The sequence below is a fragment of the Sinobaca sp. TMA16-18 genome, from assembly GCF_059510535.1.
Genome location: NZ_JCAKFM010000003.1, coordinates 241,083 through 254,082, shown reverse-complemented (window position 1 = coordinate 254,082; position 13,000 = coordinate 241,083). Strand labels below are relative to the sequence as shown.

Annotated in this window: 16 protein-coding genes and 1 riboswitch; of the genes, 13 read left to right on the top strand and 3 right to left on the bottom strand. The window is 43.9% G+C overall.

Features of this window, described 5'->3' with window-relative positions; genetic code table 11:
* Window positions 1-6: 6 nt before the first annotated feature.
* The 7 genes from AC5W14_RS07530 to AC5W14_RS07500 all read left to right on the top strand — a co-directional run bounded on the left by AC5W14_RS07530 (window position 7) and on the right by AC5W14_RS07500 (window position 2,324).
* Window positions 7-150 carry a hypothetical protein gene (locus AC5W14_RS07530; RefSeq protein WP_496058720.1) on the top strand — a complete coding sequence of 48 codons (144 nt, stop codon included), beginning with the start codon at window positions 7-9 and terminating at the stop codon, window positions 148-150.
* On the top strand, window positions 147-455 hold the full coding sequence (gene comGC / locus AC5W14_RS07525; protein ID WP_496058719.1) for a competence type IV pilus major pilin ComGC: 309 nt from the start codon (window positions 147-149) through the stop codon (window positions 453-455). Before AC5W14_RS07530 ends, comGC begins: the two co-directional genes overlap by 4 nt.
* The gene (gene comGD / locus AC5W14_RS07520) at window positions 455-904 is read left to right on the top strand and encodes a competence type IV pilus minor pilin ComGD (protein WP_496058718.1); all 450 of its coding nucleotides are present in this window, start codon (window positions 455-457) and stop codon (window positions 902-904) included. Before comGC ends, comGD begins: the two co-directional genes overlap by 1 nt.
* Entirely contained in the window at window positions 888-1,220 is a 333-nt protein-coding gene (locus AC5W14_RS07515) for a hypothetical protein (protein ID WP_496058717.1), read from the top strand. The genes comGD and AC5W14_RS07515 overlap by 17 nt, the downstream gene beginning before the upstream one ends.
* Complete coding sequence (locus AC5W14_RS07510) at window positions 1,207-1,659, top strand: competence type IV pilus minor pilin ComGF (protein ID WP_496058716.1); 453 nt, start codon at window positions 1,207-1,209, stop codon at window positions 1,657-1,659. Before AC5W14_RS07515 ends, AC5W14_RS07510 begins: the two co-directional genes overlap by 14 nt.
* Window positions 1,656-1,973, top strand: a complete 318-nt coding sequence (locus AC5W14_RS07505; protein ID WP_496058715.1) for a hypothetical protein — start codon at window positions 1,656-1,658, stop codon at window positions 1,971-1,973. The genes AC5W14_RS07510 and AC5W14_RS07505 overlap by 4 nt, the downstream gene beginning before the upstream one ends.
* 111 nt (window positions 1,974-2,084) lie before the next feature.
* Window positions 2,085-2,324: a DUF2626 family protein gene (locus tag AC5W14_RS07500; RefSeq protein WP_496058714.1), complete on the top strand. Its 240-nt coding sequence runs from the start codon at window positions 2,085-2,087 to the stop codon at window positions 2,322-2,324.
* 69 nt (window positions 2,325-2,393) lie between these two features.
* On the opposite strand, the gene AC5W14_RS07495 is transcribed toward AC5W14_RS07500, so the two are convergent.
* The gene (locus AC5W14_RS07495) at window positions 2,394-3,032 is read right to left on the bottom strand and encodes an MBL fold metallo-hydrolase (protein ID WP_496058713.1); all 639 of its coding nucleotides are present in this window, start codon (window positions 3,030-3,032) and stop codon (window positions 2,394-2,396) included.
* A 158-nt stretch (window positions 3,033-3,190) separates the two neighbouring features.
* Between AC5W14_RS07495 and AC5W14_RS07490 the strand changes: the two genes are divergently transcribed.
* The 4 genes from AC5W14_RS07490 (at window position 3,191) to gcvPB (ending at window position 7,557) form a co-directional block, all read left to right on the top strand.
* Window positions 3,191-3,358, top strand: coding sequence for a DUF2759 domain-containing protein (locus tag AC5W14_RS07490; RefSeq protein ID WP_496058712.1), 168 nt, complete (start codon window positions 3,191-3,193; stop codon window positions 3,356-3,358).
* Window positions 3,359-3,375: 17 nt separating this feature from the next.
* Window positions 3,376-3,473: riboswitch (glycine riboswitch) on the top strand.
* A gap of 140 nt (window positions 3,474-3,613) precedes the next feature.
* On the top strand, window positions 3,614-4,708 hold the full coding sequence (gcvT, locus tag AC5W14_RS07485; protein WP_496194048.1) for a glycine cleavage system aminomethyltransferase GcvT: 1,095 nt from the start codon (window positions 3,614-3,616) through the stop codon (window positions 4,706-4,708).
* A gap of 18 nt (window positions 4,709-4,726) precedes the next feature.
* Window positions 4,727-6,079 carry an aminomethyl-transferring glycine dehydrogenase subunit GcvPA gene (gene gcvPA / locus AC5W14_RS07480; protein ID WP_496058710.1) on the top strand — a complete coding sequence of 451 codons (1,353 nt, stop codon included), beginning with the start codon at window positions 4,727-4,729 and terminating at the stop codon, window positions 6,077-6,079.
* Entirely contained in the window at window positions 6,076-7,557 is a 1,482-nt protein-coding gene (gene gcvPB / locus AC5W14_RS07475) for an aminomethyl-transferring glycine dehydrogenase subunit GcvPB (protein ID WP_496058709.1), read from the top strand. Before gcvPA ends, gcvPB begins: the two co-directional genes overlap by 4 nt.
* A gap of 30 nt (window positions 7,558-7,587) precedes the next feature.
* On the opposite strand, the gene AC5W14_RS07470 is transcribed toward gcvPB, so the two are convergent.
* A complete protein-coding gene (locus AC5W14_RS07470) occupies window positions 7,588-7,962 on the bottom strand; it encodes a rhodanese-like domain-containing protein (RefSeq protein WP_496058708.1) in 375 nt (124 codons plus the stop codon).
* Between the two features lie 170 nt (window positions 7,963-8,132).
* On the opposite strand from AC5W14_RS07470, the gene AC5W14_RS07465 reads away from it, so the two are divergent.
* On the top strand, window positions 8,133-8,969 hold the full coding sequence (locus AC5W14_RS07465) for a lipoate--protein ligase family protein (protein ID WP_496058707.1): 837 nt from the start codon (window positions 8,133-8,135) through the stop codon (window positions 8,967-8,969).
* Window positions 8,970-9,021: 52 nt separating this feature from the next.
* Here AC5W14_RS07465 and dat read toward each other — a convergent pair whose 3' ends face one another.
* The gene (gene dat, locus AC5W14_RS07460; protein ID WP_496194047.1) at window positions 9,022-9,882 is read right to left on the bottom strand and encodes a D-amino-acid transaminase; all 861 of its coding nucleotides are present in this window, start codon (window positions 9,880-9,882) and stop codon (window positions 9,022-9,024) included.
* Between the two features lie 392 nt (window positions 9,883-10,274).
* On the opposite strand from dat, the gene AC5W14_RS07455 reads away from it, so the two are divergent.
* Window positions 10,275-12,830, top strand: coding sequence for a vitamin B12-dependent ribonucleotide reductase (locus AC5W14_RS07455; RefSeq protein WP_496194046.1), 2,556 nt, complete (start codon window positions 10,275-10,277; stop codon window positions 12,828-12,830).
* The last annotated feature ends 170 nt before the right edge of the window (window positions 12,831-13,000 follow it).

Genomic DNA, 13,000 nt, shown 5'->3' with positions numbered 1-13,000 from the left:
AGGCAGATGCCGGTTATATCAGAAAAAGTACCATTTGCAGAAGAAGAATTTATCATACTGCAGGAAAAGGTAACAAAACTTGAGCAGATTCAGGAAGAAAATATTGAAGCCCTGTTAAAAATTATTATTCAAAGGAGAAACGGCGCATGAGAAAAAGAAATAGGAAAGAATCAGGATTTACGATGGTGGAAATGCTTATTGTCCTGTTGATTATTACCGTCCTTTTATTAATAGCCATCCCCAATGTGGTTACCAATAACGGAGTGGCGCAGAATAAAGGCTGCGACGCCACGATTAAACTGCTGGAATCCCAGGCGGCCGCATACGCTGTGGAGTATAATAAAGCCCCGTCTTCCCTCAGCGAACTTCAGCAGGCAGAATATGTCGATAGAATAACCTGCCCGGATGAATCGACGCTCGTTCTGGAAAACGGGAAAGTACGCAAAGGGTCTTAATGGCAGCAGGTTTTAATGAAAAAGGGCATACGCTGACTGAAATGCTTATTGTGCTGTTAATGCTCGTCATATTCACGGCCTGGCCCATTCACAGCCTTTATACGTTTTACCAGGAAAAAGAAATCGAGCGGTTTCTGCATACGCTTGAAGAAGATTTGTTGTTTGCCCAGCACTACGCGTATTCCCACGAAGAGGTAACCCAGTTCTTGTTTAACTCCAGCCTCGGATCCTATAGTATTAAGCCCTTTCATTCATCAGCTGTAGAATCAAAAAAAATGCCGAAAGGGGTGTCTGTAGAAAGTGCCAGTCTAAAAGAATCAGATGTCGTTTTTACGGCAAACGGCAATATCCGCCGGCCGGGAACTTTAACAATTGATACACCAAATCAACGATACAGGCTTGTTTTTCTTCTCGGCAGCGGGAGGTTTTATATTGAACCAATGGGATGAGGGGTTTACGCTGCTTGAATCTACCGGGGCCCTTGCTTTAATACTTTTTGCCGGGCTGTTTGTGCTTCCTTTGTATACCACCGCTTCTATAGAAATACGTTCGGTGCAGGAAGAGCAGAAAGCGCTGGCCGTTCTGGAAGAAGAAGCCTGGCTCGTAAACACAGCAGATGTCACGAAACAGCCCTATCAATTAAATAGACGACAGGGCATATATTCTGTACACAGCTCTAAGGAAAAGGGCGGAACAACGGTTTGTGTAGAATGGGAGGCGCAAAATAAACGAACTGCGGAAAAATGTTTATATGTACACGGATAAAGAGTCAGGTTTTACTCTTATTGAAACAGTACTGTCTCTGGCAATAACGCTTATTGTGGTTGTGCTGATTATCCCATTCATAGGAGTATTTTCAAATGATTTGATAAAAGGAAGGCAGGACATTCCGATGTTTTTTCAACAGCTTAAAACAGATTTTGACTACGCGCATGAATTAGAAATAGAAGACAGCCGCCTGGTCATAAAAGAGCCGGCAGATGAACGTCTTTACGAGCAGCGGGAGGACCGGATTGTACGGAGAAAAAACAATGAAGGATTTGAAATTGTTCTCCAGAACGTGGAAACCTTTCACGTGGAGCCAAGAGACTACGGTGCTTATATTACAGTAACAGAAAAAAATGGACGTACGTGGGAGACGGCTGCAGGATTCCGCCTGTCGGTTATAGGGAGGGATGGAGGCTGGATCAAAAGGGAGGAATGATGCCGATAGCTGCAGCCGTATGTGCGCTCTGTGCCGGGCTGGCCCTGCTCATGGTCGGAAGCTATGCCATACACAAACAAAATGCTGTGCTTCATGAACAAAGTATCAGGCTGGAATGGACGCTTCAAAATGCAGAAAAGAAATGGTATCAGGATGGAAAGCAGGAGGGAAAACAAGAATATATTTTTCCGGAAGCAATGGCGGTGGTGGACTCTACCGCTCCGGTATCCGGCAGGTCACGTATCAAGATTACAGCGCAGCTGGAGAACGGAAAGGAACGAAGCCACTCCTTTTATTATGAATCAGCGAACTAAAGCTTTGAAAGCATTTACAAATAGAAGTTTTCTGCTATATACTATATACAACTACTCTTATTTAAAGGGCATACATAATAGCGCTAATGATAAGAAAAGGGGGTATGTTGAATGGATCGCATGTTTCGGGTGATTTCTTTTTGGACGACTGTATTTGCAGTGCTTTTCTTTGTAGGGGACATGTTTCAAATGTCTGTTTTCTTTTTCGCGCAGACCGCTGTTTTTCTGGGATTGGGCTTCATGAACTTATCTGAACGAATGTATGTTTATATTTTTGGCATTTACTTAACCGTCTTTTTTGTAGGATTTACTTATTACACTACATTTATGATGGAAACCGGTTTTCATTAGAAAAGCCGTTTTTTTCCAAAACAAAAGGCTCTCCTCGAGAGCCTTTTTGCTTTGTATTCCAGTATTGCTTTAAGAAAATCCATGAAGAAAAGGATTAGAGGCCATCTCATTTCCAATTGTAGTAACGTTCCCATGACCGCAGGCGACTGCTGTTTCTTCAGGAAGGGGCATTAAACCTTCATTTATACTTTTGATAAGCGTTTCGTAATCTCCCCCCGGAAGGTCAGTCCGGCCAATGCCGTTTTCAAACAGCACATCTCCTGAAAAAACCGTTTCTGTTTCTTTATGATAAAAAGAAACGCTGCCTGGAGAGTGTCCAGGAGTATAAACCAGCGTAAAATGAAAAGATCCGATGTGAAGTTCGGATTCTTTTGTAATAAACACATCAGCGGGTTCTGCCTTAATCGCTTCATCACCGAGAAAGCGGGATGACCCGTTTTTTTCGGGATCTGTAAGCCAATCCTGCTCCAATTCATGAAGGTAAACAGGAATGTTCCATTTCTGCCTCACATCTTCTACAGCACCAATGTGGTCAAAGTGAGCATGGGTTAACAGAACAGCTTGAGGATAAAGGTTGTTGTCGGACAGCCAGGTATTCAGCGCATCACCATGGCCGCCGGGATCGAAAATAACAGCTTCTTTATTTTCATTAAACAACACATAACAATTTGTTTGTAGAGGGCCTAACGGTATTTGCTTCCAATCCATAATAAAGAGGACTCCTTTCGTTTGCCGGTCTATTGATTATTGTACGTTAAAAAAAATATAGGTGCAAAATAAGAAAACAAACGGTATAATTAAAGCAATATCATAATTATTTGAAAAATGTAAATAGACTAATGTACATATTAAAGGGGGTAGACTGCATGGCTTTAGGTATAACACTTTTAATAGTGGCAATCCTGTGTGCTCTCGCTGTAGTAAGAGAATTAAGACGCCGTAACTTTTTTGCTGTCGGTTTTGCAGGAGTCGCTTTTTTAGTTTTTGGATGGTTTTCCGTCATGACGTTAATCAGCGGGGCACCAAGCATATAAAAAGTGAATAACGACGGATGACGATAAAGGGAGAGCCCGCATGCAGAGAAGCGGCGCCGAAGGAGCAACCTGCAGCAGCAGTGAATCTCTCAGGCAAACAGACTTTTATCCGACGAATCTCTGGAGAGTGCTCGGTAAACGAGCCACCCACGAAGACAGTCTCACGCAGAGATGAAACTTTCTGGTTTTAGGACAGAGAAACCCCGCATCAGGGGTTTCTCTGTCTTTTTGTTTTACAAACGAAGGAGGATATATATGCCATTGCAAACACCGCTCTACCCACTGTATGAAAAGTACGGGGCAAAAATAACGGATTTCGGAGGCTGGGAGCTGCCGGTTCGTTTTAGCAGTATTAAAGAAGAACATGAAGCGGTAAGAACAAAAGCTGGATTATTTGATGTTTCCCATATGGGGGAGGCCATCGTCGAAGGGAAAGGCGCAGAAACTTTTCTGCAGACGATGCTTACAAACAATCCGGCTGCGCTGGAAAATGGCAAGGCAATGTACACTTTTTTATGCAATGAACAAGGGGGAACGGTCGATGACCTTCTTGTTTATCAGCTGAATGAAGAAAAGTATTTTCTCGTACTAAATGCGGCCAATACATCAAAAGATATCAACTGGCTAACAGATCATGCCGGTCCCGACGTTCAAATAAAAGATATTTCAAATGATACCGCTCTTCTTGCTTTACAAGGACCGGAAGCAGAAGCAATTCTCCAGGCCTTAACCCAGACCAATTTAAAAGAAATCAAGCCTTTCCGATTTTCTGAAAAGACAGAAATTGCCGGGTGCCGGGTGCTTGCAAGCCGTACAGGCTATACCGGAGAAGACGGATTTGAAATTTACTGTAATGCAGAGGATGCTGCCGGGATTTGGGAGACGATAATGGAAGCCGGCAGCTCGAACGGTCTTTTGCCGGCCGGGCTCGGTGCCAGAGACACGCTTCGTTTTGAAGCGAAGCTTCCGCTGTACGGCCAGGAACTTTCTGATACCATTTCTCCTCTGGAGGCAGGGATGGGTTTTGCTGTAAAGCTGAAGGATTCCCGGGAGTTCATTGGAAAAGAAGCGCTTCAAAAGCAAAAAGATGCCGGAATTCCGCGAAAGCTTGCCGGTATTGAAATGATTGATAAAGGCATACCTCGTACCGGCTACACTGTATTTTCCCCTGATCATCAAGAAGTGGGATTTGTGACCTCCGGGACGCAGTCGCCTACCCTTGGGAAAAATGTTGGTCTCGTTTTAATAGAAACGGAAGCTGCAGAGATAGGCAGTGAAGTCGTTGTGGATGTTAGAGGCAAGAATAAAAAAGCAAAAGTCGTACCGGTCCCATTTTATAAAAAAGGATAAGAAAGAGGAGGAATAGGAATGGATTTTCGCTATTTGCCCATGACAGAAACCGATAAGCAGGAAATGCTTAAAACCATAGGGGTGTCCACTACAGAAGAACTTTTTGCCGATATTCCGGAAAAGATACGTTACAAAGGAGAAATGAAACTCCGCGAGCCTTTAAATGAAACAGCATTAATGAAAGAACTACAGCAGTTGAGTGATAAAAACGCTGACCTTCAGTCATACCCTTCTTTTTTAGGAGCAGGGGTCTATGATCATTACATTCCTTCCATTGTGGATCACGTCATCAGACGTTCAGAGTTTTACACGGCATATACGCCTTACCAGCCGGAAATTTCCCAGGGAGAGCTGCAGGCAATTTTTGAGTTTCAAACAATGATATGCGAACTAACCGGCATGGATATTGCCAATTCCTCTATGTACGATGGCCATACCGCACTGGCAGAAGCGGCGCTGGTGGCAGGAAGCCAGCACAAAAGCCCATCGCGGAAAATTTTAGTATCAGAAGGGGTGCACCCGGAATCGCTGCATGTAATAGAAACTTATGCTTCCGGTCCCGGAATTATTGTGGAAACAATTCCGCTTACGGATGGAAAAACGAATATGGAAGCACTGGAAAAACAAATCGATGAACACACAGCTGGTGTTATTTTGCAGTACCCTAATTTCTACGGCTCGGTGGAAGACTTACAGACCGCCGAACAGCTCATCCATCAGCATAAATCTTTATTTATCGTATCCAGTAATCCTCTGGCGCTGGGCGTATTGAAATCACCAGGCTCATTTGGTGCCGATATCGTTACCGGCGATGCCCAGCCGTTTGGCATTCCCACCCAGTTTGGGGGACCGCACTGCGGATATTTCACGACGACAAAAAAATTAATGCGTAAAGTACCGGGCCGGCTTGTTGGCCAGACGGAAGATGAAGACGGGATCCGCGGATTTGTACTGACCCTTCAGACGAGAGAGCAGCATATCCGCAGAGAAAAAGCGACATCCAACATCTGTTCCAATCAGGCACTTAATGCGCTGGCGGCCTCTGTTGCCATGACGGCTCTGGGCAGACAGGGTGTAAAAGAGATGGCTGTACAAAACGTTAAAAAAACACACTATATGAAACAACAGCTTCAACAGGCAGGGATAGACATAGCAGCAGAGCAGCCTGTGTTTAATGAGTTTGTTATCCAGCTCCCGGATGCCGTGGACAAAATAAATCGTGGATTATTCGAACGCGGCATTATCGGCGGATATGACCTGGAGCAGACGAAGGCAGGTAAAAAAGGGCAGATGCTTCTTTGTGTAACGGATAAACGCAGCAAAGCAGAGATTGATTTCTTTGTGGAAGAATTGAAAGAGGTGCTGGCATGAATACAGAACAAAAGCTGATTTTTGAATACAGTAAAGCTGGACGTACCGGCTATTCGCTTCCGGAGCTGGAAGTGCCGGATGTGGATATTGATACAATTCTGCCTGAAGAAATGCAGCGTACAGACAGTCCGGAACTGCCCGAAGTATCAGAGCTTCAGATTATGAGGCACTATACGGCTTTGTCCACTAGAAATCACGGGGTGGATTCCGGTTTTTATCCACTTGGGTCCTGTACGATGAAATATAACCCCAAAATGAACGAAGATTCCGCCAGGTTAAAAGGCTTTGCCCATCTTCATCCCTATCAGCCGGATTATCAGGTTCAGGGTGCCATGCAGCTGATGTTTGAACTGCAGGAAGAGCTTAAAGAGATAGCCGGCATGGACGAAGTAACGCTGCAGCCTGCTGCGGGAGCACAGGGTGAATGGACCGGTCTTATGATGATTAGAGCGTTCCACGAAGCAAATGAGGATCATAAACGAACAAAGGTCATCGTCCCGGATTCTGCACATGGAACAAATCCAGCATCGGCTACGGTAGCCGGATTTGATTCAGTGACGGTGAAAACCGACGAACGCGGCCTTGTGGACCTTGCTCATTTAAAAGAGGTAGTCGGAGAAGATACGGCAGCCTTAATGCTGACAAATCCGAATACGCTCGGTCTATTTGAAGAAGACATTCAGGAAATGGCAGCTATTATTCACCAGGCCGGGGGCAAGCTGTATTATGATGGAGCAAACTCCAACGCTATTTTAGGAATAGCGCGGCCGGGTGATATGGGATTTGATGTCGTTCACCTGAACCTGCATAAAACATTCACAGGCCCACACGGGGGAGGCGGGCCGGGAAGCGGTCCTGTAGGCGTGAAAAAGGATTTAATCGCCTATCTGCCCAAGCCGCTGCTTGTAGAAGAAAACGGAGCGTACAAATGGGACTATGAACGTCCGGACTCTATTGGACGCGTGAAACCCTTTTACGGAAATTTCGGCATTAATGTAAGAGCGCATACGTATATCCGTACGATGGGGGCTGAGGGCCTTCGTAAAGTATCTGAATACGCGGTACTGAATGCAAACTATCTGATGAGACTTCTCGAACCGTATTATGATCTCCCATACAACAGACACTGCAAGCATGAATTTGTTCTTTCCGGTAAAAGACAGAAACAGCTTGGGGTCAGAACGCTTGATATTGCCAAACGGCTGCTGGATTTCGGCTATCATCCCCCTACCATTTATTTTCCTACCAATGTAGAAGAGTGTATGATGTTTGAACCGACAGAAACCGAGGCAAAAGAAACGCTTGATGAATTTGCAGACGCCATGATTACGATCGCCAAAGAGGCAGAAGAGAACCCGGAAACGGTCCAGGAGGCGCCCCATACGACAGTTATTAAAAGACTGGATGAAACGCTGGCTGCCAGAAAACCGGTTCTCCGTCATGAATTTCCTAAAAAAGAAGAAGCCTACCAGTCATAAAAAAAGCTGTCTCCGAGGGGAGACAGCTTTTTACTTTCTAATTTTGCCAGTCCATTTTTTAAAGCCTGTTTTTAATTGATAGATGTCCTCATTACCGATTTTCTTTTGGATCACACGGGCTGCCTGCTTGCTTCGGGACCCGGACTGACAGTATAAATAAACCGCCTGGTCCTTCCGGATTTCAGTAATGCGCTGTTTTAACTGGGACAGCGGAATGTTTCTGGCGCCTAGTATATGGCCGCCGTTATATTCACGGGGTTCTCTAACGTCAATCAGCTGAGCCTTTCTGTAGCCCTGCTTAAATTCTTCTTCTGTCAGTTCCGTAAGAAACTTAGGCTTTACAAGCCTTCTGTATAACAGAAATGATAACATGATGATAATAATACCCCATAGGATCCAAGCCATAATTGTTCCTCTCCTTTAAAAAAAGCTCACAAGGAATATTATAATAATCTTTGCCTCAAGAAGCAAAAGAAATCTATTATAGAAAGCAAATAATCAAGAAAAATCGTAACTTCTTTAGAAATAGAAAAAGCTTTGGTACACTAAAGATGAAAAAAGAAAGGTGTGCAGAAATGGAAAAAGAAAAGTGGTATTTCATAGACTCAGGGAAACAATCCCCTGCTTACAATATGGCAATGGATGAAATGCTCCTCCGCTGGCACAGCGAGGGAAAAATTCCTCCTGTCGTCCGGTTCTACGGCTGGAATCCGTCTACTTTGTCAATCGGATATTTTCAGAAGGTACATAAAGATATCGATTTAGACGCGGTAGATAAGCACCAACTCGGTTTCGTCCGAAGGCCGACAGGGGGAAGGGCCGTCCTGCATGATAAGGAATTAACGTACAGCGTGATTGTCTCGGAAGAACATCCGCTGATGCCTGCTACGGTGACAGAAGCCTATCGGGTTATTTCCGAAGGGCTTCTTCAGGGATTTTTAAACCTGGGGCTGGATGCTTATTTTTCTGTGCCGAAAAGCAAAGAAGAAGAGCAGGGACTAAAAAACCCCCAGTCGGCGGTTTGCTTTGATGCTCCAAGCTGGTATGAGCTGGTAGTGGAAGGACGCAAAATTGCAGGCAGCGCCCAGACGAGACAAAAGGGTGTTATACTTCAGCACGGTTCGATTATTATTGATCTGGATGAAGACATGTTGTTTGATGTCTTTACGTATTCAAATGACCGGGTCCGGGAACGAATGCAGCGTGCTTTCCGCAGGAAGGCGGTAGCGATCAACGAAATAAAAACAGTACCTGTGTCGCACGAAGATGTGGTCCAGGCGTTTCACAAAGGTTTTGCTGATGGATTAAACGTAAACTGGGTGGACTATAAACTGACAGAAGAGCAGGAAAAAGAAGTTCAGGCTCTGGCGCAGGAGCGGTACGAGTCAGATGACTGGAATTACCGCCGGTAAAAAAGATGTAAATAATTAAAAGACCCGCAATTCAGCGGGTCTTTTTGTTCGTTTATTTTAGATGAGAAGATTCTTTAGGGGGGCGGACAGCTGCGGAGAACGCGTCCTGCAGCTGTTTAGTAACCGGGCCGATGGAATAGTCTGCCTGAAAAGAGCCTTCAATCCGGACAACCGGCGTAATTTCCATTGTAGTACTTGAAATAAACATTTCATCAGCCCGGGAAGCTTCTTCTACAGAGAATGTTTTTTCAACAAAAGAAATGCCTTGTTGTTCAGCGAGCTGCTTAATAAAAAGCCGGGTAATACCGTTTAATATAAGTTGGTTGGCAGGATGTGTATGCACCGCGCCGTCCTTAACAATAAAAATATTGGTTGAAGACCCTTCTGTTACAGTCGTTCCCCGATGCTGAAGAGCTTCATCACATGCATTGTCCTCCGCTTTTCGTTTAGCCATCACATTTCCCAGCAGGTTAATGGTTTTTATATCGCAGCGGAGCCAGCGGATGTCTTCCAACGCGTAAAGCGAAATACCATTTTTCTGCTTTTCGAGTGGAATCGGAGCTTCTTTTGCAAAAGCAGTTACGACCGGTTCGAGCCCGCGTTCATATAAATGATTACGTTCCTGCTCGCCCCTCGTAATCTGAATATAAACATAGCCATCGGAAATATCATTTTCCTCTGATAGTGAATCAATAATTTCTTTAAATTGATCAAGGCTGAACGGAATAGGAATATCAATTTCTTCGGTGCTGCGTACAAATCGTGTGTAATGTTCTTCGAGCTGAAAGCAGACGCCGTTATAAAGGCGGACTACTTCATATACACCGTCACCAAAATAATATCCGCGGTCTTCAAACGAAACATCAGCGTTACTGCGTTCTATTAGATTGCCTTTTTTCCATACATAGTCCATTATATTACCTCCGGCTTTTTTTCTAAGATACCATGAAAAACAATAAAAACCTACATACAAATTTTCTTCTTTTACGCAAGAAATGAAATTGATGAAATATCGGGTTTTTTAACAGATTGCGGGAGTTTAGGAGCCGATTGCTTCTTATTTTGCCCTTTTATGAAATTGACAAATTTATAAAAAGAGGTTTAAAAACTATATATAGTGTCAATATATAAATTATAAATACTATATATTGATTTAAAGGAAGATCGTATGGTATCATTCAGAAAGAGCTTTAAATCAGCCGCATACTTGATTTGTCTGGTGGTTTTCTTTTATTAAACAGAAAAAACAGCCGGGTCCGTCGGTTCGATGCCGAAAAATCGAGAAGTGAAACAGGAGGAATTTACATGAGTACAGCAACAAAACAAATGCCTAAAGTAAACACAGTCCAGCTAAATGAAGATATATCCCTGTTCCCGCAGGTGCATCCCGTAACAGAAGACATGAAGATGACAAAATCAGGTGTTTCCCGTCTGGTCATGCTCGACCGTTATACATTTAAGGACACGGAAAAGAAAACGCTGAAAGAAAATGATTTTGTTATTTTAACTGTTAAGGAAGATCCAAAGTTCCCTGCTAGAGGATTCGGGTTTGTCATTGCACTTGACCGTGGAAATAATACAGCGGAAGTAAGAGTAGATAATGAATTCCTCCCGCTTCTTAATGAACAGGAAGCTGAGAAAGGAACGGTTATCCGTTCTCTTGATGTCATTGAAAAGCCTTTGGAAATATATTATGAGCAGATCGCCAAGCGTAATGCTACAGGACTTGCGAGTGTGGAAAAGACAGAAGAAAGACGCCGTCAGTCCTTTCAGGAATTCTACGAAGAACTGGTGAATATGAACTTCATCCCTGCAGGACGGGTGTTATACGGAGCCGGTGCAGAAACAGATGTAACCTACTTTAACTGTTATGTTATGCCTTATATTGCAGATTCCAGAGAAGGAATTTCCGAACACCGCAAACAGGTAATGGAAATTATGAGCCGCGGCGGCGGTGTTGGAACGAACGGTTCGACCTTAAGACCGAGAAACACTCTTGCAAAAGGGGTTAACGGTAAATCTTCCGGTTCGGTTTCCTGGCTTGATGATATTGCAAAGCTTACGCATTTAGTAGAGCAGGGCGGTTCAAGAAGAGGCGCCCAGATGATTATGCTTGCAGATTGGCATCCCGATATTCTAGAATTCATCGTATCCAAAATGCAGAACCCGCGTATTCTGCGCTTTCTGCTCGAAAATACAGAAGATGAACAGATTAAAAAGCTTATTCAGGAAAAACTTAAATTCACTCCATTATCTCCAACGGAAGAAGCTATGTATCAAGGCATTCTTAACTATCAGTCGATTCCGGGACAAGGTGGATTCAACAACAAGATTCTTCAGGAAGCCGAAGATAAGCTTAATACCGGAGGCGCATATACCGTTAATTCTCCGGAGTTTTTAACCGGGGCAAACATTTCCGTCTGTATTACTGATGACTTTATGAAAGCTGTAGAAAATGATGCAGACTACTCGCTGCGCTTTCCCGATGTAGAAAACTACTCGAAGGAAGAAATGGCAGAATACAATCAGGAATGGCAGGAAAGCGGCGATGTCCGTGAATGGGAACAAAAAGGACATGCAGTTCGTACGTACCGTACTATTAAAGCGCGGGAACTGTGGAAGCTGATCAATGTGTGCGCCACCTATTCAGCTGAGCCGGGTATTTTCTTTATAGACAATGCAAATGAACAGACAAACGCGCAGAGCTATGGACAGAAAGTAGTAGCAACCAATCCTTGCGGAGAGCAGCCGCTCGCTCCTTATTCAGTCTGCAACCTTGCTGCAGTGAACTTAGCTGAAATGGCTAACAAAGATGAAAAAGTAGTAGACTTTGATAAACTCCGGAAAACAGTTGCCACCGGTGTAAGAATGCAGGATAACGTCATTGATGCCACCCCGTATTTCCTTGAAGATAATACAAGACAAGCAAAAGGAGAGCGCCGGGTAGGCCTTGGTGTTATGGGTATGCATGACCTTCTAATCTATACGGAAACAACGTACGGTTCAGAAGAAGGCAATGTACTGATTGATCAAATATTTGAAACGATTGCAACGACTGCATATCGTACAAGTATTGAAATCGCTAAAGAAAAAGGAAGTTTCCCTTATTTGGAAGCATCGTCGACAGAAGAAACAAATCGTCTGCGCCAGGCTTTCACAGAAACCGGATATATGAAGAAAATGCCGCAGGATATTCTGGATGGAGTCAGAGAATATGGTATCCGCAACTCACACCTTCTTACTGTAGCACCAACTGGAAGTACGGGAACGATGGTAGGAGTGAGTACGGGACTGGAACCATATTTCTCTTTTAAATACTATCGAAGCGGTCGTCTTGGCAAATTCATTGAAGTGAATGCAGCAATCGTACAAGAATACCTGGATAGAAACCCGGAAGCAGATAAAGATGATCTTCCAGAATTCTTTATTTCTGCAATGGAACTGCTGCCGGAAAATCATGCAGATGTCCAGTGCGTGATTCAAAAATGGGTGGACAGTTCACTTTCTAAAACGGTCAATGCTCCTAAAGGCTATACAGTAGAGCAGGTACAGGGAGTATATGAACGCCTCTACAAGGGCGGTGCCAAAGGCGGCACTGTGTATGTGGATGGCAGCCGGGATGCACAGGTATTAACATTAAAAGCAGAAGATAATACGTTTGAATCAAAAGAAGAATCAACACCGTCACCTGAAAAGAAAGTAGTACTTGTAGATACGATTAAAGATGTCCGTTCTACTACTGTTAACTTTGGTAATGAAATTGGGGACACATGCCCGGTCTGCCGGGAAGGTTCCATTGAAGATATTGGAGGCTGCAACACCTGCACAAACTGCAGCGCCCAGTTGAAATGTGGACTATAAAATAAATATAAAAAAGAAGCCGGCTGCAAAAGCCGGCTTCTTTTTTATAAAAATTTGCTTTAAGGAAAAAAAATTCCCCTCTAGAACAATATGGGAATTTAAATTGTGAACTCTCTTTTATTCATGTACAATAAGAGAGCGCAACAATGTGTCGTAAACTATGAAGTCTA

Bases quoted from the DNA above. Each gene is read 5' to 3' on its own strand.
- AC5W14_RS07530 (WP_496058720.1), top strand. From the start codon at position 7: ATGCCGGTTATATCAGAAAAAGTACCATTTGCAGAAGAAGAATTTATC.
- comGC (WP_496058719.1), top strand. From the start codon at position 147: ATGAGAAAAAGAAATAGGAAAGAATCAGGATTTACGATGGTGGAAATG.
- comGD (WP_496058718.1), top strand. From the start codon at position 455: ATGGCAGCAGGTTTTAATGAAAAAGGGCATACGCTGACTGAAATGCTT.
- AC5W14_RS07510 (WP_496058716.1), top strand. From the start codon at position 1,207: ATGTACACGGATAAAGAGTCAGGTTTTACTCTTATTGAAACAGTACTG.
- AC5W14_RS07505 (WP_496058715.1), top strand. From the start codon at position 1,656: ATGATGCCGATAGCTGCAGCCGTATGTGCGCTCTGTGCCGGGCTGGCC.
- AC5W14_RS07500 (WP_496058714.1), top strand. From the start codon at position 2,085: ATGGATCGCATGTTTCGGGTGATTTCTTTTTGGACGACTGTATTTGCA.
- AC5W14_RS07495 (WP_496058713.1), bottom strand. From the start codon at position 3,032: ATGGATTGGAAGCAAATACCGTTAGGCCCTCTACAAACAAATTGTTAT.
- AC5W14_RS07490 (WP_496058712.1), top strand. From the start codon at position 3,191: ATGGCTTTAGGTATAACACTTTTAATAGTGGCAATCCTGTGTGCTCTC.
- gcvT (WP_496194048.1), top strand. From the start codon at position 3,614: ATGCCATTGCAAACACCGCTCTACCCACTGTATGAAAAGTACGGGGCA.
- gcvPA (WP_496058710.1), top strand. From the start codon at position 4,727: ATGGATTTTCGCTATTTGCCCATGACAGAAACCGATAAGCAGGAAATG.
- gcvPB (WP_496058709.1), top strand. From the start codon at position 6,076: ATGAATACAGAACAAAAGCTGATTTTTGAATACAGTAAAGCTGGACGT.
- AC5W14_RS07470 (WP_496058708.1), bottom strand. From the start codon at position 7,962: ATGGCTTGGATCCTATGGGGTATTATTATCATCATGTTATCATTTCTG.
- AC5W14_RS07465 (WP_496058707.1), top strand. From the start codon at position 8,133: ATGGAAAAAGAAAAGTGGTATTTCATAGACTCAGGGAAACAATCCCCT.
- dat (WP_496194047.1), bottom strand. From the start codon at position 9,882: ATGGACTATGTATGGAAAAAAGGCAATCTAATAGAACGCAGTAACGCT.
- AC5W14_RS07455 (WP_496194046.1), top strand. From the start codon at position 10,275: ATGAGTACAGCAACAAAACAAATGCCTAAAGTAAACACAGTCCAGCTA.